At 45.9% G+C, this 25,145-nt stretch carries 21 protein-coding genes; 10 read left to right on the top strand and 11 right to left on the bottom strand.

The window, feature by feature from the left end; all coding sequences use genetic code 11:
- The first annotated feature begins 198 nt into the window (after positions 1-198).
- The 6 genes from proC to OP864_RS00085 all read left to right on the top strand — a co-directional run bounded on the left by proC (position 199) and on the right by OP864_RS00085 (position 7,791).
- Complete coding sequence (gene proC, locus OP864_RS00060) at positions 199-987, top strand: pyrroline-5-carboxylate reductase (RefSeq protein WP_270099291.1); 789 nt, start codon at positions 199-201, stop codon at positions 985-987.
- A gap of 220 nt (positions 988-1,207) precedes the next feature.
- The gene (gene nhaD, locus OP864_RS00065) at positions 1,208-2,599 is read left to right on the top strand and encodes a sodium:proton antiporter NhaD (RefSeq protein WP_270099292.1); all 1,392 of its coding nucleotides are present in this window, start codon (positions 1,208-1,210) and stop codon (positions 2,597-2,599) included.
- A 269-nt stretch (positions 2,600-2,868) separates the two neighbouring features.
- Entirely contained in the window at positions 2,869-3,369 is a 501-nt protein-coding gene (locus tag OP864_RS00070; protein ID WP_270099293.1) for a hypothetical protein, read from the top strand.
- A gap of 82 nt (positions 3,370-3,451) precedes the next feature.
- Entirely contained in the window at positions 3,452-4,510 is a 1,059-nt protein-coding gene (locus OP864_RS00075; RefSeq protein ID WP_270099294.1) for a class I fructose-bisphosphate aldolase, read from the top strand.
- A 427-nt stretch (positions 4,511-4,937) separates the two neighbouring features.
- On the top strand, positions 4,938-6,281 hold the full coding sequence (trkA, locus tag OP864_RS00080) for a Trk system potassium transporter TrkA (protein WP_270099295.1): 1,344 nt from the start codon (positions 4,938-4,940) through the stop codon (positions 6,279-6,281).
- 7 nt (positions 6,282-6,288) lie between these two features.
- Positions 6,289-7,791 carry a TrkH family potassium uptake protein gene (locus OP864_RS00085; protein ID WP_270099296.1) on the top strand — a complete coding sequence of 501 codons (1,503 nt, stop codon included), beginning with the start codon at positions 6,289-6,291 and terminating at the stop codon, positions 7,789-7,791.
- A gap of 217 nt (positions 7,792-8,008) precedes the next feature.
- Here OP864_RS00085 and OP864_RS00090 read toward each other — a convergent pair whose 3' ends face one another.
- Positions 8,009-8,416 carry a hypothetical protein gene (locus OP864_RS00090; protein ID WP_270099297.1) on the bottom strand — a complete coding sequence of 136 codons (408 nt, stop codon included), beginning with the start codon at positions 8,414-8,416 and terminating at the stop codon, positions 8,009-8,011.
- A 420-nt stretch (positions 8,417-8,836) separates the two neighbouring features.
- On the opposite strand from OP864_RS00090, the gene OP864_RS00095 reads away from it, so the two are divergent.
- The gene (locus OP864_RS00095) at positions 8,837-10,993 is read left to right on the top strand and encodes a S9 family peptidase (protein ID WP_270099299.1); all 2,157 of its coding nucleotides are present in this window, start codon (positions 8,837-8,839) and stop codon (positions 10,991-10,993) included.
- A gap of 72 nt (positions 10,994-11,065) precedes the next feature.
- Here the strand turns inward: OP864_RS00095 and ftcD are convergent, their stop codons facing one another.
- The 7 genes from ftcD to OP864_RS00130 all read right to left on the bottom strand — a co-directional run bounded on the left by ftcD (position 11,066) and on the right by OP864_RS00130 (position 19,076).
- A complete protein-coding gene (gene ftcD / locus OP864_RS00100) occupies positions 11,066-12,751 on the bottom strand; it encodes a glutamate formimidoyltransferase (RefSeq protein ID WP_270099300.1) in 1,686 nt (561 codons plus the stop codon).
- Between the two features lie 54 nt (positions 12,752-12,805).
- The gene (locus OP864_RS00105) at positions 12,806-13,390 is read right to left on the bottom strand and encodes a DUF7935 family protein (protein WP_270099301.1); all 585 of its coding nucleotides are present in this window, start codon (positions 13,388-13,390) and stop codon (positions 12,806-12,808) included.
- Positions 13,391-13,710: 320 nt separating this feature from the next.
- Positions 13,711-14,577 (bottom strand): STAS domain-containing protein, encoded by an 867-nt coding sequence (locus OP864_RS00110; protein WP_270099302.1) that lies wholly within the window; start codon positions 14,575-14,577, stop codon positions 13,711-13,713.
- A 245-nt stretch (positions 14,578-14,822) separates the two neighbouring features.
- The gene (locus tag OP864_RS00115) at positions 14,823-15,794 is read right to left on the bottom strand and encodes a metallopeptidase (protein ID WP_270099303.1); all 972 of its coding nucleotides are present in this window, start codon (positions 15,792-15,794) and stop codon (positions 14,823-14,825) included.
- A 275-nt stretch (positions 15,795-16,069) separates the two neighbouring features.
- On the bottom strand, positions 16,070-17,425 hold the full coding sequence (locus OP864_RS00120) for an ABC transporter permease (RefSeq protein WP_270099305.1): 1,356 nt from the start codon (positions 17,423-17,425) through the stop codon (positions 16,070-16,072).
- Positions 17,426-17,429: 4 nt separating this feature from the next.
- Positions 17,430-18,329: an ABC transporter ATP-binding protein gene (locus tag OP864_RS00125; RefSeq protein WP_270099306.1), complete on the bottom strand. Its 900-nt coding sequence runs from the start codon at positions 18,327-18,329 to the stop codon at positions 17,430-17,432.
- Positions 18,330-18,650: 321 nt separating this feature from the next.
- A complete protein-coding gene (locus OP864_RS00130; protein WP_270099307.1) occupies positions 18,651-19,076 on the bottom strand; it encodes a DUF4258 domain-containing protein in 426 nt (141 codons plus the stop codon).
- 83 nt (positions 19,077-19,159) lie between these two features.
- Between OP864_RS00130 and OP864_RS00135 the strand changes: the two genes are divergently transcribed.
- Positions 19,160-19,786, top strand: coding sequence for a hypothetical protein (locus OP864_RS00135; protein WP_270099308.1), 627 nt, complete (start codon positions 19,160-19,162; stop codon positions 19,784-19,786).
- A 30-nt stretch (positions 19,787-19,816) separates the two neighbouring features.
- Positions 19,817-20,776: a hypothetical protein gene (locus OP864_RS00140; RefSeq protein WP_270099309.1), complete on the top strand. Its 960-nt coding sequence runs from the start codon at positions 19,817-19,819 to the stop codon at positions 20,774-20,776.
- Here the strand turns inward: OP864_RS00140 and OP864_RS00145 are convergent.
- Entirely contained in the window at positions 20,766-22,415 is a 1,650-nt protein-coding gene (locus OP864_RS00145) for a sigma 54-interacting transcriptional regulator (RefSeq protein WP_270099310.1), read from the bottom strand. The two genes, OP864_RS00140 and OP864_RS00145, sit on opposite strands and share 11 nt — an antisense overlap.
- Before the next feature lie 211 nt (positions 22,416-22,626).
- On the opposite strand from OP864_RS00145, the gene OP864_RS00150 reads away from it, so the two are divergent.
- Positions 22,627-23,139, top strand: a complete 513-nt coding sequence (locus OP864_RS00150) for a hypothetical protein (protein WP_270099311.1) — start codon at positions 22,627-22,629, stop codon at positions 23,137-23,139.
- A 387-nt stretch (positions 23,140-23,526) separates the two neighbouring features.
- On the opposite strand, the gene OP864_RS00155 is transcribed toward OP864_RS00150, so the two are convergent.
- A complete protein-coding gene (locus OP864_RS00155; protein ID WP_270099312.1) occupies positions 23,527-23,928 on the bottom strand; it encodes a hypothetical protein in 402 nt (133 codons plus the stop codon).
- 3 nt (positions 23,929-23,931) lie between these two features.
- Complete coding sequence (locus tag OP864_RS00160; protein ID WP_270099313.1) at positions 23,932-25,092, bottom strand: hypothetical protein; 1,161 nt, start codon at positions 25,090-25,092, stop codon at positions 23,932-23,934.
- Between the last annotated feature and the right edge of the window lie 53 nt (positions 25,093-25,145).

The raw sequence follows: 25,145 nt of genomic DNA on the forward strand, positions 1-25,145 counted from the left end.
TGCAGGCCCGAAGGGCCGCAGGCCTAGCGATGTGTAGGGGTGGCCGAAGGCCAGACCGAGGAGCGGAGCGACGAAGGGCCGAGCGAATAGCGAGCCCCGAAACGTAGCGCCTGCCGCAGGCAGGAGGCCCCAAAAAAACATCATATATAAGGTAAACTACTTTCTTTTGCTGAATCAGCATACATTTAAATTTTTATTATGCAAACAATTGCTTTAGTGGGTTGTGGAAACTTGGGCAGCGCCATTATTAAGGGATTATTGGCTAGTGGGCAAGCGCCCCAGCACATTCGGGCTAGTCGGCGTTCGCTTTGGGCCCTGCAGCCCTTGTCTGAACTAGGCGTACAGACCTTTTCGGATAATTTGGAGGCCATTCAGGGGGCCGATATTATTATTTTGGGCCTCAAGCCCTATGTTATGCCCAAGGTATTGGCCGAAATTGCCCCAAAATTAGGGCCGCAGCAAATTGTGGTCTCTTTGGCCACCGGACTAAGTTTGGAGAGTTTGGGCCAAGAGCTGCCCGAAGAACAACCACTAGTGCGGGCCATGCCCAATACGGCAGCCGATGTGAGCGAATCGCTTAGTTGTTTGGCGCAAAAAAACTGTAGTTTGCAGCAGCAAAAAGCAGTGGGCCGCATTTTTGAAGCCGTTGGCGAAGCGATTTGGATAGAAGAAGAACTGATGGAAGCCGCCACCATTTTGGGCGCCTGTGGCGTTGCTTATGTGCTCCGCTTTATCCGCGCTATGGTGCAGGGCGGCATTCAGCTAGGCTTTGATGCCCAAACGGCCAAAAAGATTGTCACCCAAACCACCAAGGGAGCAGCCGAGCTCCTTTTGCAAGGCGGCAAACACCCCGAAGAAGAAATTGATAAGGTGACTACGCCCAGAGGCTGTACCATTGTGGGCCTCAATGAAATGGAGCATTCGGGCTTTAGCTCGGCCCTGATCAAAGGGATTTTGGCTTCCTTTGAGGCCATAGAAAAGAAGTAAATAGCGGCGGACTAAGCTGTCACAATCTGCCCTCTTAAGGTTTTCTTAAGAGGGCTTTAGTTTTTAGACTTACTCTAAATAACTGACAAACAAACTTTTGTGTGGAATGTAAATTATATTGCCAAAAAAAACTTGGCCCCCAATGCCCCAATCAAATCAAAATCACTATTTTTAGCGGGTACGAATGTATTTTCACTTACTATTCCTAATAAATTAAATTATGCTCTTTTCCGTTATCTTGAGTTTTATCATTGGTTATGTGGCCATTGTGTTTGAGCATCCGCTCAAGCTAGATAAAACGGTACCTGCCCTCATTATGGCGGCCCTTTGTTGGGCTTTCGTTTCTTTGGGCCATCTCGAGGTTTTTGATCATCATGGACATGAAGCGGCCCTCGATAATATCCTGCTTCACCATATTGGTAAAACTGCCGAAATTCTCATCTTCCTGATCGGCGCCATGACAATTGTAGAGCTAATTGACTTACACGGTGGTTTTGGGGCGATTACCGATCGCATCAAAACGACCAAAAAATCGACCATGCTCTGGATGGTGATGCCTTTGGCCTTTTTCCTTTCTGCAACCCTAGACAACCTAGCCTGTACGATTGTGGTGGTGTCTTTGCTTCGCAAATTGGTCCCCGTCAAAGAAGAGCGTATTTATTTCATCAGTTTGGGCGTTATTGCTGCCAATGCGGGCGGTGCTTGGTCGCCAATTGGAGATGTAACCACCACTATGCTCTGGATTGGTAACCGTATTTCGGTTTCTGGTTTGGTCTTGGCGCTTTTGCTTCCTTCTATTGCCTGTGCAATTATTCCTACAGCCGTAATGGCCGCTATGCCTTATATGAAAGGAAACATCACTCCTGCCGACACTTCTGATATTCATTCAGGAGAGAAAAACCCCAAAATCAAAGGGGCCGACACTATGCTTATTGCTGGTTTGGCCGGTCTGGTTTTCGTTCCTATTTTCAAAACAGTAACGCATCTTCCTCCCTATGTGGGCATGATGCTTTCTTTGGGTGTTGTTTGGTTGATTTCAGAGTACCTTCACCCCGATGAAGAATTTGAAGATAAGCAGAAATACTCGGCTCACCACGCCCTTTCTCGTATCGAGATGTCTAGTATCCTTTTCTTCCTCGGTATCTTGATGGCCGTAGCCTCTCTAGAATCACTAAATGTGCTTAAGGATTTGGCCGAAGCCATGAACGGCGTCTTCCCTTCTGACAAACAATATCTACCTGGTGTAGTTGGTTTGGACCTTGTTGTGGCCATTTTGGGCCTCGGTTCTGCCCTAATTGATAACGTGCCTTTGGTGGCCGCCGCTATGGGTATGTACTCTACCGAAGAGTATGTGATGGACCACAAACTCTGGCACTTCTTGGCCTATTCTGCGGGTACAGGAGGGTCTATGCTCATCATTGGTTCTGCTGCTGGTGTAGCCGCTATGGGTATGGAAAAAATCGACTTTATGTGGTATATGAAGAAGATTGCCTGGTTGGCCCTTTTGGGTTTCTTTGCCGGAGCTATCGTTTTCTTGATCATGCACCCCATCGTAGAGCCTTACCTTATTGATGCCGCTAGCCATGCCGCCCCCACAGGCGGAGGACACTAAGCGCTAGCCTCAACTTGCTATAAAAATGCCTATTCCTTCTATAAGGAGTAGGCGTTTTTTTTGGGGCCTCCGCTGCGGCTACGCCTTGCGGCGCTACGCTTTGGGGCTCGCTCTCTGCTCGGCCCTGCGCCAGCAAGCTGGCTGGGTCTGGCCTAACGGCCACCCCGCCGCATCGCTAGGCCGAGGGCCAGCCCCTAGCAAAAAAGAAAGCTATTGGGGAAAAAATTGTATCTATTTCCTAGATTTGCGTTTCGAAAAAAAGATAAAACATGAACAGACCAAACTTACTTCTTTTAGTATTTGCCAGCCTATTTCTCTTTTCTTGTAGCCCTAAACAAACCGAAGAGGGGCTCCCCTTAGATGAATATGGTCGAGAAGATTTCTTGAGTTTTCATCATAAGTTTTTCCATGAAATTGATTTTCAGTTGGCCCGAATTGACTTTCCCATTACTGGCCCAAAAATGGCCAATGGCCTGCCCAAAATCATAGAAGAAAAAGACTGGACCTTATTGCGCCCCATTGAGGGCCAAGAAGGCGTAGAGCGCCAATTTGCTCCCAGAGCCGATGACCTCATGGAGGAGTATATTATTGCCCAAAAAGCCTTTGTGATTAAACTGCGCTACCAGCACAATGAAGTGCAAAATAAATGGTACCTCACTTATTACTCTGGCATCACTGGCGATAATATGCGAGCCACCGTAGACTCTAGCAAACTAGATAGCAATCGGGTTTTGTTGGTGCACCCCGATTCTATGCCTACAGATAAATAAAATAGGCTGCGGCATCAAAATTTAACTGAACTTTGTATTTTGGGGCGCAAACGCTTTTTATCCGCCAAAAAATTGAAACGACATGGCTTTGTTGGACCAAATTGTAGCGCGCCTAGGCGCCGAAAAAGCAGCCTATCTGCTCGAACACCAATCATCGACTTTTCCTAAATCTGCAATTCACGCTCCTCGCCCCAACTTTATTGATGAAGTTTGGAGCCAGAGCAACAGAAATATACAAACGCTCCGTAGCTTGGGCGCCTTGCACAATCATGGCCGCTTGGGTGGAACGGGCTACCTCTCTATTTTGCCTGTAGATCAGGGCATTGAGCATACCGCTGGGGCCTCTTTTGCCCCCAATCCCATCTATTTTGATCCTGAAAATATCATTAAGTTGGCCCTAGAAGCGCAATGTAGTGCCGTGGCCACTACTTATGGTGTCTTGGGTGCTGTGGCTAGAAAGTATGCACACAAAATTCCTTTGGTGGTTAAAATTAACCACAATGAATTGATGACTTACCCCAACAAATATGACCAAATCCAGTTTGGCTCTATCAAAAATGCTTGGGATATGGGTGCCGTAGCCGTAGGGGCCACCATCTACTTCGGCTCAGAAAATTCTAATCGCCAACTCATTGAAATTGCCGAAGCTTTTGAATATGCTCATGAGCTAGGTATGGCCACCATTCTTTGGTGCTACACTCGTAACTCGGCCTTCAAAAAGGATAAGGATTATCATCTAGCAGCCGACCTCACTGGCCAAGCCAACCATTTGGGCGTTACCATTCAGGCAGATATTATTAAGCAGAAGTTGCCTGAAAATAATGGCGGCTTTACGGCAGTAGGCTTTGGTAAAACGCATCCTAAGATGTACACTGACTTGGCTACTGAGCACCCCATTGACCTTTGCCGCTACCAAGTAGCCAACTGCTATATGGGCCGTGTGGGCTTACTCAACTCTGGAGGAGCTTCTGGCGGAAATGACCTGCAAGATGCGGTAGAAACTGCTGTTATTAACAAACGTGCGGGTGGTTTGGGCCTTATTTTGGGCCGCAAAGCTTTCCAAAAACCCATGAACGAAGGAGTAGATATCATCTCTGCCGTTCAAGACGTATATGCTTGTCAAGATATCGATCTAGCCTAAGGCTTAGGGTCGCAATAAAGAGCCAGCCCCAAAAGGGCTGGCTCTTTTCTGTTTACAGAACAGGCGTTTTTGGTCCAATGGCGTCTTGCAGGCGGCAAAGCCGCCGCAAAGGAGCGCAGCGACTGGCCTAGCGATGTGAAAGGGTGGCCGAAGGCCAGACCGAGCTTTTGAGCAAAGCGAAAAAGCGACAACAAGGCTGAAAGCCGCAGTTCGATGACCGAAGGGAATAACGGCCGAGCAGAACTGCGAGCCCTGGAACGACAACAAGCCCTTTAGGGCGCAGTTCGACGACCAACGGGAGTAACCGCAGCAAGGCGTAGCCGCAGCTGAGGCCCCAAAACGGTCCCCAACTTTAAATAGTTATAATAAGCCTAACATTTTATAAAACTTCCTTGTACTTTTGTGGTAGAATAAAAGTTATCTACAAATGAAAATCATTATTGCTGGAGCTGGAGAAGTGGGTTTCCACTTGGCTCGTCTGCTTGCCGATGAGCAGCAAGATATTACCCTGATAGACACCAATAAAGACCGATTGGCCTATATTGAAAATCGTTTGGATGTCCTTACCCTCAATGCCAATGCGGCCTCGCCCAAAGCCTTGCGGCAGGCAAAAATTGAGCGCACCGATATGCTCATTGCCGCTACGGCCTCTGAAACCACCAATATTACTATTGGTTTGATTGGTAAAAAATTGGGGGCTCGGCATAGCATTGTGCGGGTATCTAACTCTGAATACCTTTCTTGTGGAGAAGGCGATTTTTCTTTATTGGAGCTCGGAATTGATGAATTGATTTCGCCTGCTGCCCTAGTCACTCATGAAATTGAGCGCTTATTGGAGCAATCTGGTGTGACAGACTCTATTGATTTTGGCGATGGACAGCTGAAGGTTGTTGGGGTGCATTTGGTAGAAGAAGATGCCCCAATTTTGAACAAAACGGTCATTGAGGCCGCTGCCGCCCATGGCCGCAAGCTAATGCCCGTAGCCATACGAAGAGGGTATAAAACATTGATCCCCAGAGGTAACTCTATGTTCAAGCTAAATGACTTTGCCTACTTTGTTTCTTCCCCTCAAGACCTGCCCGATTTGATGAAATTCACGGGAAAACCCGAGGTTAATATTCGCAATATCATGATTGTTGGCGGAAGTTTGATTGGGCAACAATCGGCTAAATTGCTCAGCGATAAGTACAATGTCAAATTGGTTGAGGTCAATAGGGAGAAGTGCTACAACTTTGCCGAGCGCCTGCCCGAAACCTTGGTTATTCACGGAGATGCTCGTCAGGTGGACCTACTCAAGGAGGAAAACATTGACGAGATGGATGCTTTTATTGCCGTAACGGGCAATTCGGAAACGAATATTATGTCTTGCTTGGTGGCCAAATCCTTGGGAGTTCGTCAGACCATTGCACTAGTAGAAAACATGGACTATATCCATCTTTCTCAGAATATTGGTATTGATACGCTCATCAATAAAAAGCTGTTGGCAGCTTCTAATATCTTTAAGTTTGTCCGCAAGGGCGAAGTCTTGACCATTGGGAACTTGCATGGCGTACAGGCCGAAATTTTGGAGTTTGAGGTCAAGCGAAAATCAAAGATCACCCGTTCGCCCATTCGCAAATTGGGTTTTCCGGAAGGGGCCATTATTGGGGGCGTGCTTCGGGGTAGCCAAAGCTATACCCCACTTGGAGATTTTAAAATCGAGGAAGGCGACCGAGTGGTTGTTTTCACCTTGCCCGATGCCATTCGTAAAGTAGAACGTTTCTTTAAATAGCCCTAAAATGCCTAAAAATAGATTTCACCTCAAGGTCATATTAAATGTATTGGGCAGTATGCTCTTTTTTAATGGCCTTTTTATGTTAGCCTGTCTGCCCATTGCCCTAATCTACCAAGCAGAGGGAGGCGGTATGATGGAAATGGCTGGTTTTTGGGAGTTTTTGATTCCTGGTCTAGGCTCTATTCTCTTTGGTCTCGGCAGTTGGTTGGCTACTCGCAAGCATTCTGGCAATTTGAGTAAAAGAGACGGCTACCTCATTGTTAGTTTGGGCTGGCTGCTGATGTCTGTAGTGGGGGCCCTTCCCTATTACCTTTTTGGCGGAGTGGAATTTCCAGATTTTGCCTGCGCCCTCTTTGAGTCGGTTTCTGGATTTACCACTACGGGGGCTTCGGTCATCAATGATATTGAGGCCATGCCTCGCTCCATTCTGTTTTGGCGTTCGCTTACGCACTGGATTGGGGGAATGGGGATTATTGTGCTCACGATTGCCATTTTACCACTTTTGGGCATTGGCGGAATGCAGCTTTTTGTAGCCGAGGCTCCTGGTCCCACTGCCGATAAGTTGCACCCCAGAATTACCGAAACTGCTAAGCGGCTGTGGGTGATTTATGTGATGCTGACCGTAGTAGAAACCATTTTGTTGCTTTTCTGTGGTCTGGACCTCTATCATGCGGTCAATCATGCCTTTGCCACGGTCTCTACGGGTGGATTTTCTACGCAAAATGCCAGTTTGGCGGCCTATGGTCCCGCCGTGCATTATGTTGTGATTGTCTTTATGTTTTTGTCGGGTATGAACTTTTCGCTTACCTATTGGGGACTCAAGGGGCAGTTGCACCGCATTTGGCGCAATGAAGAGTTTAGAGCCTACCTCTTTTCGGTCCTTATTATTACGACTATAGCCACGGCCTTGGTCTTTAGTTATGACCCCCAAAAGCTAAATGTTTCTTTAGAAGAGGCCTTTAGAGATGCACTATTTCAGGTGATTGCCGTGATTACCACTACGGGTTTTGTGACCGAGGATTTTACGGCCTGGGGTCCTTTTCTCAAGGTGGTATTTTTCCTCATGATGTTCATGGGCGCCTCGGCGGGTTCTACCTCTGGGGGCGTAAAAATTGTTCGGCACATCCTAATTCTGAAAAACGGGATTTTGGAGTTCAAGCGACAATTGCACCCTCATGCTATCTTACCTCTGCGCTACAACAAAAAGGCCGTAGAGGGCAAAATTGCCTATAATGTCTTGGCCTTTTTCTTGGTCTATATGGCCCTCTATTGTTTTGGCTGCCTAATTATGGCGGCTTGGGGCTTTGATTTTGAAACCGTTTTGGGCTCGGTGGCTACCTCTTTGGGTAATGTGGGCCCTGGTTTGGGGCAGGTCAATCCCGTCTCCAATTTTGCCTTTTTTAATCAGGGACAGAAGTTTTTTCTCTCTTTCTTGATGCTACTTGGCCGCCTAGAACTCTTTACGGTTCTGATTGTGCTTACGCCTTTCTTCTGGAAAAAATACTAGCCTCAGGCTAAATGGATGTACTATTGGAGAGCAGCTTTAGGGCTGCTCTTTTTTGTTGGTTGTTTTGGGGTGTTACTCCTTACAGTCGTCGAACTGCGGCCTAAAGGCCTTGTTGTGGCCATTTGGCCTTCGGCCATCAACATGCTGAAAGGGAAAAGCGAAGGCCCAAGCGCAGCTGCGCTTGGGCCTTTTTATCTCTTCTTTAAAAGGAGGGATACTAAATAGCTCTATACTTTAGCTGTTGAATATCCATATTGCCGCCTAGATAAGCATATTGGCTATGGAACTGGTCTTCGGCAGCTAAGACAGCTTTGGGCAGTTCGATTTCATCGCCAGTATTTTGTTTCAAGATAATATGGTCGGCATTTTTGGTCCAGCGGCCATTGCCTTCAATTGGGCCATCGGCAGTATGGTAAAGGACCTCAAAGTTGCGGTTATCGTAGAAGGTAATTTGTACGGGGACATAGCCACCAAATCGGCTAGTAAAGTTGCTGTCATTAAAATCAACGAGGTCTGTAGTGACCATTCCGCCCTTGTCCACATCATAAACTTCGGTACTTAGGGCCTGCAATCGCCATACTTTTTTGCCATTTTGGTGCAGGTGGGTAGATCTGAGTTCTGCCATAATATTGTTTTTTTTTATTGAGAAAGTTGTTTTTATTTTTTGCGTCTAGAGGCGGCGAAGCCGCCGGCTGAGGGATGGATAGCAGTGGCCCGCAGGGCCAGACCAAAGCGCTGAAAGCGCTGCAGGGCCGAGCAGACCTGCGAGCTGCGGCACAGCCCGACCCGGCCAAAGGCCGGGGCAGCCCCAAAAGAAGCTGCTTAGCGCTCGATATAGTCGAACTTTTTTTCTTTTTTGTAGAAAAGAATAGTCCTTTTGCGAAGAACTTCTTTTTTTAGATAAAGGGCTTTGGGGGCTACTTAGAAACAACCCAAAGTTCGGCAAAAAGATTCTATTTTCATATATATTTATTTGAATACAGCAGCTTATCAGCCCTAAAGAACTGATTATCAAACTGTATTTTCATTCATCAATTTAGAAAAAATGATAAAACATTATGTTGGGCTAGCATTCTTATTGCTAGTGGCGGCGCCCAATTTGGTTTGGGCTCAAGAAAAGGAGATTCAGCTAGAGGAGATTTGGCGAAATTACCAGTTCTTTTCGCAATCGGCTCAGGGCTTTAACTTTATGCAAGACGGGCAGCATTACAGCCAGTTAGACGGCAAGAAGATTCGGGAGTTTGATTTGAAAACGGGCCAAGAAAGTCAGGTTCTTTTTACGGCAGAAAACGGCTTTGACATTTCGGGCTATAGTTTTGGGCCCAAAGAAGAAAAAATCTTGTTGGAGACGGAGCCCGCAAAAATTTATCGCTACTCTTATAAGGCCAACTACTTTGTTTATGACCGCAAGAGCCAGAAATTGGAGGCGATTTCGGAGGCAGGCAAGCAGCGTTATGCTAGCTTTAATCCGCAGGCAGACAAAGTGGCTTTTGTTCGGGACAACAACCTCTTTTACAAGGACTTGAAGACGGGCAAAGAGTTACAAATCACGGAAGATGGCGAACAAAATAAAATTATCAATGGGGCCACGGACTGGGTATATGAAGAAGAATTTGCCATTGACAAGGCCTTTTTTTGGTCGCCTGATGGTCGTAAAATTGCCTTTTTGCGCTTTGATGAATCGGCGGTAAAGGAATTTGGGATGACCTATTATTTGGGGAACCTCTACCCTAATCCCGTTAGCTTTAAGTACCCTAAAGCGGGAGAGAAAAACGCCATTGTCACGGTACATCTCTATGATTTGGAGAGCAAAAAGCTACGTCAGTTGGAAGTAGGGAGGGAGACGGATCAGTATATTCCGCGTTTGCTTTGGACCCCCAACAACGAGCTTTGCATCTATCGGATGAACCGTCATCAGAACCAATTGGACCTATTTTTATTGGCTGCTGATGCTAGCACCCCCAAGTTGTTGATGAGCAAAGAGAATAAATATTTTATTGATATTGAGGACCATTTGGTCTTTTTGAAAGATGGCCGCTTTGTTTGGTCAGATGAAACTGATGGCTACCGCCATTTTTACCTTTATGATAAAGCGGGCAAGGTTATTCGCCAACTGACCAAAGGCGAATGGGATGTTACCGACTTTTATGGGGTAGATGAAAAAAATGAGCGCCTTTACTTTCAGGCTGCGGCCGAAAAATCGACTGAAAGAGAGGTTTATTGGGTTAGCTTGAAGGGCAAAAAGATGAAAAAGCTCAGCAAGGCCGCGGGGACCAATAGTGCAGAATTTAGCCCCACCTTTGCTTTTTACATCAATAAGCATTCGGACATCAATACGCCGCCTAGCTTTACGGTTTATCAGACCAAAGGCAATAAAAAATTGCGTGTGATTGAGGATAATGCCCCTTTGAAGCAGCGTTTGAAAAACTACAATTTGGGCAAAATTGAGTATTTCTCTTTTAAGAATCCCGAAGGGACTAAATTGAATGGCTGGCGCATTTTGCCTCCCAACTTTGATCCTAAAAAGAAATATCCCGTCTTTATGTATGTCTATGGCGGCCCCTCGGCCCCCACAGCGGGTAATGCTTGGAAGGATGGCAACAATATGTGGTTTCAGCTACTGGCCCAGAAAGGCTATATTGTAGTTTCTGTAGATGGCCGAGGCACCGAGCCCAGAGGAGAAGCCTTTAGAAAAGCGACCTATATGCAATTGGGTAAATATGAGGCCATGGACCAAATTGCCGCCGCCAACTATTTGGCTGGTTTAGATTATGTAGATGGCAGCCGCATTGGCATCTTTGGCTGGAGCTTTGGCGGCTATCTCTCTTCTTTATGCTTAGCCAAGGGCAATAAGGTCTTTAAAATGGCCATTGCTGTGGCCCCGGTTACCAACTGGAAATGGTACGATAGCATTTATACAGAGCGCTATATGCGCAGCCCCAAAGAAAATAATGAGGGCTATGAGCAAAACTCTCCCATCAACTTTGTGGAGCGCATAGAAGGAGCCTATTTATTGGTGCACGGCTTTGCCGATGATAATGTGCATTTTCAGCATGCTGCCGAAATGTCTTCGGAGCTCATCAATAATAATATTCCCTTTGATCAGCAGTTTTACCCCAATAAAAACCATGGGATTTATGGCGGCTATACCCGCCTACACCTCTATAACAAAATGACAAAATTCATTTTGGAAGAGCTTTAAACCCAGTTTAAAGGGACAAAAAAAGCCTGTAGCAAAATGCTACAGGCTTTTCTTCTTTTGGTCAGGAACGCACTAGAGTTTAGTTTCTACAATAGCCAAAACCGCTGTTTCAGCAGCTTGCATTTTATCGAGCATAGCAGCTCCTTCTTGCAAGCAATCGCTAACGATGCTATCACTCTCCATCCCTTTGCTGTTAATCTTCACATTGAGGTAGGCACCACGAAGCGCAGCTCTAGCGCAAAGCATACCCACGCCAACATCACTAATAGAATTGGGGTTACCCTCCTTGGCCATTTCCTCTAAAAGCGGTAAACTAGCCATACAAGCTTTCATGACCTGGAAAGGCACTAAAATCGCTTGGCGAGTAGCTTCGGCAATGGCTTCTTTGCGAGCTGCTTTTTCGGCCTCGCTGCCTTTAGGCAAACGGAAAGCCGCCATAATTCCATTAAAGGCATCGGTATCTTTATCGACTAGATCAACCAGTTCTCGCTCTAAAACCTGCGCTCTTTCGGCCCAATCGCTAAAGTACTCCCAGCGGTCGTCCCAACCTCTTTTGTGGCTCGACAAATTGGCTACCATACCGCCTAAAGCAGCGCCCAAAGCCCCTACATAGGCCGAAATAGAGCCCCCACCTGGGGCTGGACTCTCTGAAGAGGTTTCTGTGGCAAAGTCAGATAAACTCATCTGAATTAAAGGCTGCTGACTGGCATCCTTGAGCTGATATTCGATAATGCGCTCATTGGGATCAAAGGGAGAAAGCTCGTCTAGGCCCATCGTTTTGACCGCAATCTTGATCAATTCTTGTTCTGAAATCCCAACAGAACGTTGCTGTTGGCGCAGAAAATAGCGGCCAGCATCTAGCATCACCTTGAGCGGCACCAAGCCCACTAGCTCTGAGCCCGTTACCCGCATACCTCTTTTAGTTGCCGACTTGCAACTTTCCTCAAAAACAATATGCAAAGGACTTTGCTCAATGTTCGTGATGTTCATCGACACCTGAGCCACCCCATATTCTTCAATAAACCAACCGATTCCCTTTACGCCCTTACAAGCGCCTGCAATGCGGACCGGCTGCCCATTTTCATCCAATACTTTTTTGCCCGTAATGGGGTTCCCCTCTCGCTTAACGCGGCCCGCTTCTCGAATATCAAAGGCTACAGAATTGGCCCGACGGACAGAGGTCGTATTGAGGTTAATATTATAGGCAATCAAGAAATCACGAGCACCAATAGCCATCACCCCCGCTTCTTTATGCAAAGCTTTGGGGCCATAATCAGGAGTAAACTCAGGCGTGGCCAATTTATCGGCCATGGCTTCATATTCTCCAGAACGGATATTGGCCAAGTTTTTCCATTTGGCCTGAGTGGCCGAATGCTCATACAAAAAGACAGGAATGTTTAGCTCCTGCCCCACTCTTTCTCCCAATTTTTGGCTATAAGCCACCGCTTCTTCTACAGAAACGCCCGAAATCGGAATCAGTGGACAAACATCGGTGGCCCCCATACGAGGATGCTCGCCCTTATGTTTGCTCATATCAATGAGTTCACTGGCTTTCTTAATGCCCTGAAAAGCCCCTTCAATCACGGCTTCTGGCTCTCCGACAAAAGTAACCACCGTGCGGTTGGTGGCCTTTCCGGGGTCCACATTAAGCAATTTCACCCCTTCTACAGCAGCAATAGCGGCTGTAATTTCGGCAATAACTTCTGGTCGGCGGCCCTCACTAAAATTGGGCACGCACTCAATAAGACGCTTAGACATAGGTTGTTGATTAGCTGTTGTTTTTGGCCCAAAAAAGACCGAATAAAGAGGCGCTTAGAACAAAAGGGCGACCTCTTTTTTGATGGCGGCAAGAGCCTGAGTATGCCCTTCTTGCGGACTTTCTTCTAGGTAGACCAACAAAACTTCTACATACTTTTGCGCAGGCAATTGCTTCCCTTCTGCTACCGCATCTAGTTGCTGTTGGACCCTTTGCAAAATCACTTTTGCTTCTTTTTTGGCCAATAAAATGATCTGCCAAAGCTCCTCAGACATATACATTTGCTGAGTCACATTATGCGAAAATTCCTCTTCTAGAGCAATTTGTAGTTGTGCACTATAACTTTTAGCCGATAATTCATCGGGGTCAAAACGCTGCAAAAGGTCAACAATATCCAAACGATTACAATAGAGCGACAAACGCTCATAGGCATGCAAACGCAGGGGTAAAGTTGTTTCTTTATTGGCTTTTTGTAGCTCAATTTTGCGGCGTTCGCCCTCAATTTTTCTAAACTCTGCCTCTTTGAGCAAAAAGCTCTGCATAGCCTCTCTCTGGTTTTTCAAAAACTTATTGACAAGCACTAAGGTGCTCAAAAATAGCAGCAGTGCTGGCAAAGTAATTTGGACAATGTCTAACCACATAATGTTGATGAGATTTAATTTTAGGCGCCTAATATAAGCAGCTTGTTCTGATTTCCAAAGTTTCTGAATTCGCTTTATTGACTATTTTTTTGGGGCCCGCGGCCGCCCTGATTTTGGGGGCGGCCGCCGCTAGGCTTCGCCGCTCGCAGGTCTGCTCGGCCCTGCGTTTTTTTCGCTACGCTCAAAAAACTTGGTCTGGCCTTCGGCCACGGCTGCGCAGCGCTGGGCCATTGGCCCTTCGGGCCGGGGCTTCGCCCCAAAAGCAGCTAGCCAGTCTCCCCAAAAGAGACTGGCTAGACGATCATCACAAAATTAGCCGTTTAGAAGCTGGCCCCAGCCTCTTTAATGGCTAAGCGCAAAGCATCTCGCATACTGCCCGTGGTCCTAATTTCATCTATGGCAATACCCAACTCTACAATAGTTTGTGCAATAGGACCAGAAACCCCCGAAATCATGCACTGGCTCCCCATCAGGCGAGCCGCCTTGCTCATCTTAATTAGATGATTGGCGACTGCCGTATCTACAATGGCCACCCCACTAATGTCTAAGATAAAAAACTTGGCTTGCGTCTCTGCAACCTTGTCCAACATGGCCTCCATCACGTCTTTGGCCCGTTTAGAATCAATAAAGCCCACCAAAGGCAAAAGCAAAATCCCATCCCAGATTTGAGCTACGGGGGTCGACAGTTCTCGCAGGGCATCATTTTGTTCCTCCAAACTCAAAAGTGCCCGTTTGCGATAAACCTCCGAAACAATATCTAGGCCCACCTGCGCATACTTCTTAAACGCTAAAATTAAATCGGGATCCTTGCCCGCATGCTCAATCAGTTCATCTAAAACAAACTCCTGATAAGCCGCCAATAAAGACATAAAGGCATTTAGACTTAGCCCCAGGCCCAAAAAGGCATCGCCAAAACCCAGGTGTCGCTCTACATAGGCCTCATCTAAAACCGCAGAAATCATGTCACCCCAGATAATAGACTTTCCTTGGTCTATGCCTGCAATTAAATCCTCGGTGTAGTACTCCTCATAGCTAGAGCAATTGCGCATCCAGTCAAAAAGGCGATCAAATACCTTTTGCTCTAGGCCTGCTGGCAGTAGTTGCCCGGCGGCCGCAATTCGGTCCAAATCGGCCTGTTCAATAAAAAATTGCCGCCTATAAAGGGCTGCAGTTTTCGTTTTTTGCATAGTCGCTTAGTTTAGTTGGTCATTCCTTTAAAGATAAACAGAATATCCCTTCTTTTGTTGGTAAGCGAGGGTTTAACCTTAAAATAATATTCCGCAAAAAGCAACTAAACCGAATTTATTACAAAAAAGCTGTTAGCTTTTTGCTTAGGCGCTCTTAGAAAAACGAGCTAAACAAAAAAATTGGTCCCAAAAAAGCCGCCCCTGCCTGAAGGCAGGGGCGGCTAAAAAAATCGACTAATTCAATATTAGTTTTCGATTTCAAATGTTTCTGCGGGCAGATCAATATTGAACTGTACGGCTTCTACATTATACTTAATTTCATAACCACGCAAGGCGCGCTTTTCGGTATAAGGAACTTGAACGCCCTCTACTTCTTTGTAGTTGCTATATACGGCTACTTGTTGGCGGTTTACGCCTTTGGTGCCGGGAGTCGCCTGCATATAATTATGAATTTGCTGTACTTTCAGCCCAGTTTCCATATCAAAAAACAACTGATAGTTTTCTGTTTTTTCTGCATTTTCGCTGCGTACTTTATAGCATTTTTTGCCTTGTACATTGTCGATGCCCAAAAACTCAAAGCTATAGCCTTGTTTTTGCATGGCCAATTCGGCGGGATAAGTAGCCAAAAGCTGCTGTTTTTTAAGATTTTCAGCATCTAGTGCGCTTACTTTTCCATCAGAAAAATGTTGCTTACCATCAAAGGTTGTTGGAATTTCATTGCCACTCATCGTTGTGAGTGTGCGGTACTTTTGGCCCTGCAACATAATGCGCTCTTCGCCTAGTTCGCGGCCCGCCATAGAGGCAGAAGCTTTAATATAAATATTGTTTAGCTTTTCTAGTTTGGCTTGGCCACCTAGGGCATTAAAATAAGCGTCCATTACTTCTTCTGCGCTGCTTAGGCGGCTATCTAGCTCCTTTTTGCGCTTAGAAGAAGCTGCAGAGCTACTTGCTGCTGCATTAGTGCTGCGTTTTGTGGCTGTGCTGCTTTTGTCGGTTGTTTTGCTGCTTGATTTCTTCTTTTTCTTTTTGCCCGTAACGGCATCTTCGGCATTATCCAAGCTTTTGTCTACCGTTTTATCCACGGCTTTGTCTGCACGCTGCTTGAGTTTTTTCTCTGCACGCTCACGAGCGCGCTTCAAAAAGCCCTGAGCTTGTGCTTCTTGGGGCATGAGGCCCAAAAATAGGGCGAATACGGAAAGATAAATCCAATGCTTCATGAGAATTTGATTTTTTATTTAAAAAATTTGGGTAAATAGGCCTTCCTATCTCCCTATGAATTAGCCAGTGCTTAGCAAAAACGTTGCCTAAAGTAACGGTTAAGGGACCTTATTTTATTTTTATGGTGTCCTACAGGCCCGAAGGGCCGCAGGCTGAGGGATGGACAAGGGTGGCCGAAGGCCAGACCCAGCGGGCACAGCCCGCGCAGGGCCGAGCGAACAGCGAGCCCTGAAACAGCCCGACCCGCCCGCAGGGCGGGGCAGCCCCAAAACCATTAGAACTTGAACATCCAGTAAAAAAACTGTTTGACAGAGGGTTGTTTGCCATATAATAGGATGCCGATGCGGTAAATGCGGCCCGATAGCCAAATCATGGCGATGGCCGAAAGGAAAAGGATGCCGAGGGAGAGGCCCAGCTGCCAGAGGGGTGGGTCAAAAGCGAGGCGGGCGGGCATGATAACGGGGGCAAAAAAGGGCACATAAGAGGCGTATTCGACCAAGCTGCCATGGGGGTTTTCGATGGCTTGTAGGCCAATGAGCATAGCGGCCACCACGGGGATAGTCACGATAATGGTGAGTGATTGCCCCTCTCCCCAATCGTCGCCCATAGCGGCACCAATGGCGGCAAAAATAGAGGCGTAAAGGGTGTAGCCGAGTAAGAAAAAGGCCAAAAAGCAGCTCATTAAATAGCTGTAATTAAATTGGCTGAAGCCCTCTAGATTGTCCATAATCATCAGCATTTGGTCCTCTTCTAGGCCGCTGCCGCTGGGCAAAGGCGAGCTACTGGCCGCAGGTAGGGCCACAAATAAGCTGAGGATGAGCTGCAGCGTAGGGATACTTAGGCCCCAGATGAGAAATTGGGTGAGGCCCACGGCCCCCACGCCAATAATTTTGCCCAGCATCAATTGAAAAGGCTTAACCGAAGAGATGACAATTTCGACGATTCGGCTGGTTTTTTCTTCCATGACCGAGCGCATGACCATATTGCCATAAATCAGGATGACCATATAGATGAGCATCATCATGCCGCCCCCTAAAAAGCTGGCCAAATAGACCTGAGCAGAGGCGGCCGTTTCTTTTTCGCCGGCCATATTGAGCTGGTTAAAATGCAGGTCGCTGCCCTTCAATTCGGCCCGTTCTAGGTCCTTCAAATTGATGCCCAAGAGCTTTCTGCGCTCCTTAATGAGTCGGCGGCTCAGGCGCTGCCGAAGAATAGATTGGGCGCTACCGCTGAGCGGCTCTCGGCCATAAAGCTCTAGCTGAATGCTCAATAAATTGCTCAGATTTTCTCGGTTTTGGACCGCCGTTTTGGGAATATACAAAAGGGCATCTACCGGATTATTTTCTGTTTGCAGCAATAACTTTCGCAGGCTGTCTGGGCTCGTTTTTGGGGCCGAAACTAGGTTCAAACTGCCCGAAGAAGAGAGCGCCCCATCGGCCTGATTGAGCAGATTGGCCTCATCTAATACCCAAATTGTTTTTTCTTTACTCACGGCCGACATACTGGCAAAAATGCTAATACTAAAGAGCAATAAAAAGCCTAAGGGCGTGAGAATTGTGGTCAGAATAAAGCTCCTTTTTCGTACTCTAGAGCCATACTCTCGACTAATAATTAACCAAAGTTTTCGCATAATTTTATTCCTGTACCATTTCGATAAATATCTCTTGCAAGCTAGGCAAAATCTCCTCAAAACGCCGTATTGGCAGGCCTGCATCCACTACAGCCGCAAAAAGTTCTGCGCTTGTTTGCGCTTCTTGCAGACGGATTTTCAGCCAATCTTCGCCTTGGTCCAAGAGCTCAAAAGCCTGCGCAAAATCATTAGCGGCTGGGCCTTGAGTTTGGATCAAAAATTCGTTTTTCTTAAAGCGCTCTTTTACCTCGGCTACCTTGCCCAAAAATAATTTTTCGCCCTTGTTGATGAGCAAAATTTGCTCGCAGATTTGCTCCACTTGCTCCATACGGTGGGTAGAAAACAAAATGGTGCTGCCCTCCTCTTTGAGGCGGTAAATTTCTTCTCGAATAATTTGGCTATTGAGGGGGTCGAGGCCCGAAAAGGGTTCGTCCAAAATCAAGAGTTCGGGCTCGTGGATCACGGTCACAATAAACTGGATTTTTTGCTGCATGCCCTTAGACAATTCCTCAATCCGTTTCTTTTTCCAATCTTCAATATCAAAGCGTTGCAGCCAGGCGGTCATTCGTTTTTTGGCCTCTTTTTTCGAGAGCCCTTTGAGGCGGGCCAAATACATAATTTGCTCGCTCACCCGCATTTTTTTATACAGGCCGCGCTCTTCGGGCATATAGCCAATTTTGCGCTGCGTTTTTGGTCCAACTAGCTTGCCATCAAAGAAAATCTGGCCTTTATCGGCCTTAGTAATGGCACAAATCATCCGAATTAAAGAGCTTTTCCCTGCTCCATTCGGCCCTAAAAGGCCAAAAATCTGGCCCCTACTTAGCTCAAAGCTTAGGTCGTTTACGGCCGTATGCCCAGCATATTGCTTATAAACGGCTTCCAATTTTAATAAACTACTATCCAATCTTCTGTTTTTTTTCTTTTTTGGGGCTGCCTTTTCGGCGGGTTAAAACCCACCGCAAGGGTAGTATCGCTTTGCGATAATATAGAAATGAGGGTTTAAACCCTCATAAAATTGTGGTCGGCTCGGGCTGGGTACTTCTGTTAGTCCTCGAACTACTCCCCTTTTGGGGCTGCCCCTCCCGCTGGTCGGGTCGGGCTGTACCGCAGCTCGCAGGTCTGCTCGGCCCATCGCTTTTTCGCTTTGCTCAAAAGCTCGGTCTGGCCCTGCGGGCCACTGCTATCCATCCCTCAGCCGGTCGTCGCTTCGCTCCTCTTTTAGGACCTACTTACAGCTACAAGACCATTTTTTGCCCAAATCAATTACCGTAATTACTCTAGGGTCGGTTTCACAAGCGCCAATTACCACCCGCAGCTTTTGGCCATCTCGGCTAATGCCTTCATAGGCAAAAGAGGGACAAGGTTGGTCATTGGGTCTTGTTTTTTTATAATTGATTTTGCCTTTTTCTAAAATTTCCTGAATTTCGTAGGCATCAATATGTCGACAAGCAGAGCGGCAGCGGCCATGTTTGGTCATGCGCAAAGGCTGTCCCTTAAATTCTAGGTCCTCATAATCAAAGTCCTTTTTTAGTATACTTCTTTTGGCTGGCTCATCTGGCTGGCTGGCTATTTCTTGGCCAGCGCCTTCTTGCATCTCTAGTTGGCAAGCGCCCAAACAAAATAATAAAACTAAAAAATAAAAGTATCTCATAGCTGCAAGGATTATACTCACCTACTTATGGTCTAAATATTGATGAGCTCGATTTAAAATTTCTCACAAGATAAACTATAGATATGAAAAAGCTAATCGTTTTTTGTAGTTTCCCCTTGCTTGCTTTTAGCAGTATGCCTCAAGCAGCAGAAAATCATTTATCTACTGAAACAACAATGAACATGATGGAGGAAAACCCCATGGCAGATGATGAATATGTAATGACAGAAGCAGAAGCAGCCGCTTTTAAGGAACTTGCCTTTGGCTTGCGAGCTCGCATTAAAGCGGGAGAAAATATTTATGATTTGGACAAAGAGGCCAGTAAAATCAGTTTGCAGGCTAGAGCTGCCTGTGAAAAAGCCTTTGCTCTTTTTGAGGCTAAATGTAGTTTTGCCTTTACGCCCAAACCAACGGACCATTCTCCTAAAGGGATGAGAAACTATTTAGCCTATCGTCATGGAACTTGGCGCAATGGACTTAAGAACAATAAATATGTAAAAGAAGAGTCTAAGGCCTTTATGATGCTAGAGATGTGGCTTGCGATGAATAAAGCAGAACGTGGCTTCACCAATGATGGCAAAAAGGAGGCCCTAGAGTTTGCTAGTTTGGCCAAGCGTTTTTACCTCCGTTTTCTTAGCCCCAAAACTCGCATAGAAAAAGGTTATAGCCGAGAGCGCTATGAAAAAATGTATGGTGGTGCTGCTCGATAAGTGGAGGCCGCAACAAAAAGGGCTGCTCTTTTGCACAATTACAGTCAGTATGCTTTGGTCAATGAGGAACTGAGTCGGATGATGAATGCGCCATCTAGTCCCTTGGAGGCGAAGAGTCGGGCCAGAAAAATGCAGCGTTTAGTAGAAGAGCAAATTTTGGATAAAGACTATCAGCCAGCGAGCAGCAAAGCGATGCGAAGTTGGTGGCAATCTCAGGCGCTTTTGGCCAAGGCCAAGGGGCGAGATGAGGAAGCCTTGGCGCATAGTCAGGCCGCTTTGGACAGTATGGAAGAGCAGCCCAAGCTCATACAGGCGCAGGCGGCGGCCTACCTAAAACTGTTGATGAATCACTTTAGTTTTTCTTTGGGGTTGAAGGGAGAAGAGGCGCTTTGGCTTGAGTTTGAGAAAGCCGAGGCCCATTGCAAAAAGCATAAATTTCTCTATCCTAGGCTATTGCATCTACATTTATTATTTCTCTTGTATTGGCAGGATCAGCTAAAAGATGCGCAGATGGCCCAATTCTTAAAGGAAAGGAGTTTGCCCTTAATTAAGCGCTATGGTTTGGAGCAGCAGGCCATTTTGGGGCAGCTATTATCCCTGGCCCTATCGCCTTTGTACAAAGGCGGGCATTTTGAAGAATTGCAGCATTGCATGCAGCTACTTCAGGGTCTAGAACTCGCTAATTTGCGGGCCAAAACCATTGACTTAATTGTCTATTGGGAAAGTTTTCGGGCGGGCAAGCTCAAAGGGCAACTGGCAGAAGTCGAGCAAGACCTCAAGGGTTTGGGTCGGCAAGCCAACCGTTATCCTTTCTATGAAAAGAACCTCAAGCTACTGCTTCAGTTGGGCGATTTGAGTGAGGAAGGGCAATTGGACCTTTTAGCGCTTTATGCGCAGCAACTTCAGGCCTTGCCCAAAGATGCCATTTGGCAAGAGTGGAACCAACTCTTGCCTTTGACTGACTATTGGGAGGCTTTTCTTAAAAGCTAGGTGGCTCTTTATCGGCTGCACTTTTCCAGTTATAGGCTGTTTTTGGGCTGATTCCCAAAAAATCATGGGGAGATTCTACCTCTTTGGTCCATTCTAGTAAAAGAAGGCGAAAGCGGTTGAGCAGCTTATTGCCTAAATTAGGTTCTGTTTTCAAAAAGGCCTCTGCAGGAAGTAAATAATTTAGAATGGCTTGTTGTGGCAGATCAGCTGTTCCAGATAGCGGCTGGTCAAACTCTTTTTTGAGCCAATCGAGTACCTCTGGACCTTTTCGTTTTTGCAGCTCTTCGGGAAAATCAAAAAAGGCCTTATAAGCGATGGCGATCTGTTCTAGATCTCGGTAATTTCCCTTTAGTTCTTGTTGTTGCAGCCAAAGGAGAAATTCTGCTGCATCGGGGCAAGGCATTGCAAAGCGCATTTTTTTCCAGACCGATTGCCAGGCGCTAATAATTTTATGCGGTTGATTTCTCAAGGCGGTTAAGTTAAGCCGAAGCTGCGCAATTCGGTCAAAAAAGCGGGGTAAAAGGGCCTTTTTCAGCTCCTCTAAGGGCAGGCTGCTAGTAAAAATGAGGCGAAACTGATAGCGTCGGCCCTCTCCATCTCCCCGAAAATAATTATTTCGATCGGTAGAAATGGCCTGCATGAGGCGAATTTGGGCCTTTGTGTTCAGCTCTTGCACCTCCTCAATAATCAGGGCGCCCCCATTGGCCTCTTCAAAAAAGCCAGTTTGTTCATCAAAAAGTTGGGCAGACAAGAGGTCCTCCTCCTCGGCTATTTCTAGAGCATGCAGGCGGGGAATATCGCCTAAAATTGTTTTCAATTGCTCTAAATGATAATTTTTTCCGCTTCCTCTTTCGCCTAAAAGCAGAATAGAAAAGCCCTGCTTGAGATAGGTTTGCAATTCGGACTGAACAAGGTCTATCTCTGCAGCCCTAGGCAATTTGGGCAACAACTGCTCTCTGAGTTTGGGCAATAATTTATCTTGCACCCGCCCCAAAATTAGCTGTCCTTTTTCGTCTTCTAGGGCTTGAAACAAATAATTGGCGCTCGACAACAGCTCTTGTTCGATCAGTAATTGGCAGCAGAGGTACCAGGGGCCGAAAGCGGGATTATCCCAACAGAAAATATCACTAGATTGATTTGCTTCAATTTGTTTTTCTAGGCTCAGCAAACAGGCAGAAGAGAGCTCGCCATTTAGGGGATGAAAAAATATACGCCCCTTATGATAAGGCCCTAGACAGGCCTCTTTTCCAGCCCAAAACAGCCATTGTTTTTCTACAGACAACTGCGCTAAAATGGCCATAAAATCCTCGGCTAGGCTGGCTTTTTTCAGTTCATTTAGGCCGTCGTAATGGCTAATAATTTCCGCTATATCTGCTTTTGGTTTTAGGCCCAACAAGCGGCTTAGGGCCTTTTGGCTGCTTTCTTCTTGGCTGCTGGGCAAGGCCGAATAAAAAATATGTAGTTGGTCAAAAACGAAGGTAGAACGCTTCTTCCATTTCTCCAACTGAAACAGCAGCCGCCCTCTTGGCCGGGCCAAGCTGCCCACTCCTTTTTGGGCCAAAGCTTGTAAAATGGGAAATAAATCGGCTAGGGCTTGCCGATTAGACAAGGCCAGGTAAAGGACTTTTTTCTTGTGCATGATGGTCGTATTTAGGTAGCACAAAGCTAAGGTTTTTCTGCAATTCTGCCAAGCAGATCGAGCGGGCTCCCTTTGAGGTAAAAAATTACCGCCTTAGAAAAATTTAACAGTTCTGCCCTTTCCCCCTCTTTCTTTGCCCAACAAACCTTCGCTTCTGCCTTTATTTGGGTCCAATTATTTAACCCGCGTCTAGGCGCACAAGCTTTTTATCATGAAAAAAATACAGACTTTTTTGTTCCTCGGACTTCTATTCGCTGCTATCGGCCTACAATCTTGTAGCAAAGATGATGACCCCATCCCCACGGCTATGCTCATCAACAAAGTATCGGTTAACAATACGCCAACCTATAACTCCTATGAAAACCGCGATTGGGATACCAACTTTAGCGATGCCGATATGTATTTTTATATCGCTTATACAGATGGCAATGGCTACATTGGCGATGTCATTTATAATGGCGCTAGCAATTATGTGGAAGATGTCGCTCCTGGCGGTGGAATTACGCTCACCCTCAACAATCCTCTTCGAGTAGACCTCAATAGCTCTCTAGATTTTGCTATTGCCCTCTTTGATTATGATGATTTTGGCGAAGACGAGTTGATGGATACATCTGTTGATCTTATCGATATTTCTAGTTATAAGGTCGCCAATCCACCAAGCACTATCAACATAGAAGGCACAGATGGCAGCCGCTTCCAACTAGAGGTAGAATATAGCTACTAAGTTGGCCTTTTGCATTTGAACACACCCTCTTCGGAGGGTTTTTTTTTGGGGCCTGCCGCCTGCGGCGGCCGGGCTGTTTCGCAGCTCGCAGGTCTGCTCGGCCCTGCGCAAAATTCGCTATGCTCATTTTGCTTGGTCTGCGGCTGCGCCGCCCCCTTATCCATCCCTAGGCCGTTTGGCCTTCGGCCACCCCTAGGGCCAAGGCCCTAGGCTATAGAAAAAATTGTCATCCCCTCATTCGAGGGGATTTGCTGTTCCACTAGGCTCCATCAGCAAAGAAGGGCTTTAGCCCGCCAGTTTGCATAGTCTACAACCATGGGCTTTAGCCCATGGGGCCAAAATTGCCCAGCCGCCGAAGAAAAAAGACAGCTGAGCAGCCATAACAAGCTATTTACCATCAGTCCAAACCATTAGCTTATGTGCATGAATTGTTTTGTCTAACAATTTAATTTTCTGACTAGGCTTAACATTAGGTTTAAACTTTTTATTTAGCTCGTGAACCTCATTATAAAATGAGATCAATGTTCCATCCTGTTTTTTTATTGTCAAGGAGTCTATATTTATTCCTTCATAAGCTATTGATATATACATCCCTGCTCTATAAAGTTCTCTCAAATTCAAAGATAGTTTTTTCTCTAAAACCTCTTCTATATCCAACATTTCAATCACAACATACTCTGAATGGTTAAATACGACCTTGTAGTCTTTTCGAACTATAGATCCTCGAAGAGACATACATGAAACCATACAGAAAAACATCATTAGGCTAATAGCTCTTGCTCGATTCATCTCTTAATAGTTCTCTATTTCACGAATAATATAGGCAGGTTCTTCCTGTACATGAGCATTAAACGGGCAGATTATCAGTAACTTATTTTCAGTTGGAAAATGAAATATAAATGGCCTCCCCCTTGCATCTCTAGTTTCTCCAGATATTTTCTTTGAAGGCGGTAAGGATATTTCATCAGACCCAAAGCTATTATAGTAAAAATCACCTGCCTTTTGATAAGCTAGAATGTAAGTGGTATCGCTCAGCGCGCTAAGAGCAAGCGGGAAACATCCCAACTTCGATTTTTGCAATAAGCGATTTTCTTTAATCTGCCCCTTTTGATCAATAGTAATCATTCCTAAATTTTGATTATAGGATACAATTTGACCATTAGCATAACTAATTCTATGAAGGTAATGCTCATAAATACAACCTTTTGATTTTAACTCAGGGTAATCTTTTTTCCATTCTAAGCGCCCCTCTTGGTTTAGTTTTAAGAGGCTAAACTTATTAGTCAGCATCCTATCTTGATAATGCTCACTAACAGCCAAATAAATGTTATTCTCCTCCCCTATAGCTAAATCAGTTATTCGAGATTCTACATCAAGGCCAGCTTCCAATTCTTTCGGGACATTAAATGTTCTTAGTAGTTCTCCCTTTGCATCAACTAACTGAATTTCATAACTATTAGTCGAACTACTCGCCAGAAAACAAAGACTATCTTGATACCTCTTTATAAAAGATGGCCGTTCCTGACATTGCCGTCCCAAAGTTTTACGCCACAGAAGTTGCCCCTTAGCTCCATATTTAACTAAAAACTCAGGTTTCCCTAAAAACTTAGGTTTTCCAGATTCTTCCTCATTCAACTCTTCTGTCAATAAGTAGAATTCTCCTTGAATGACTTCAAAGGCATTCACAGATCCCTTTACTTCTAGTTGTGCCTGTTCCTGAAAATCGCCCGATTCATTTAATTGAAGTATGGCGTTCAAAGAAGTACTATCATTGGTTTCCAAAGCAGTACTCAAGACATAATGATTTTCGGCCTCTACGGCAGTCATCAAAAGGTTATAAGGTAGAAAAATTAGCTTTTCCTTTGCCCCATCAACTGAGGGCTCTCTAAGCTGACAAGAAAAAAAGAGCCCCGAAACAAGAAGCAGGAAACAAGTTTTCTTAAGTGCATACATTATCAAATAATTTTAATACAGACGAAGGTCCAAGCAACTGCTTTTTTGGGGCC

Source organism: Saprospira grandis, assembly GCF_027594745.1.
GTDB classification, from domain to species: Bacteria; Bacteroidota; Bacteroidia; order Chitinophagales; family Saprospiraceae; genus Saprospira; species Saprospira grandis.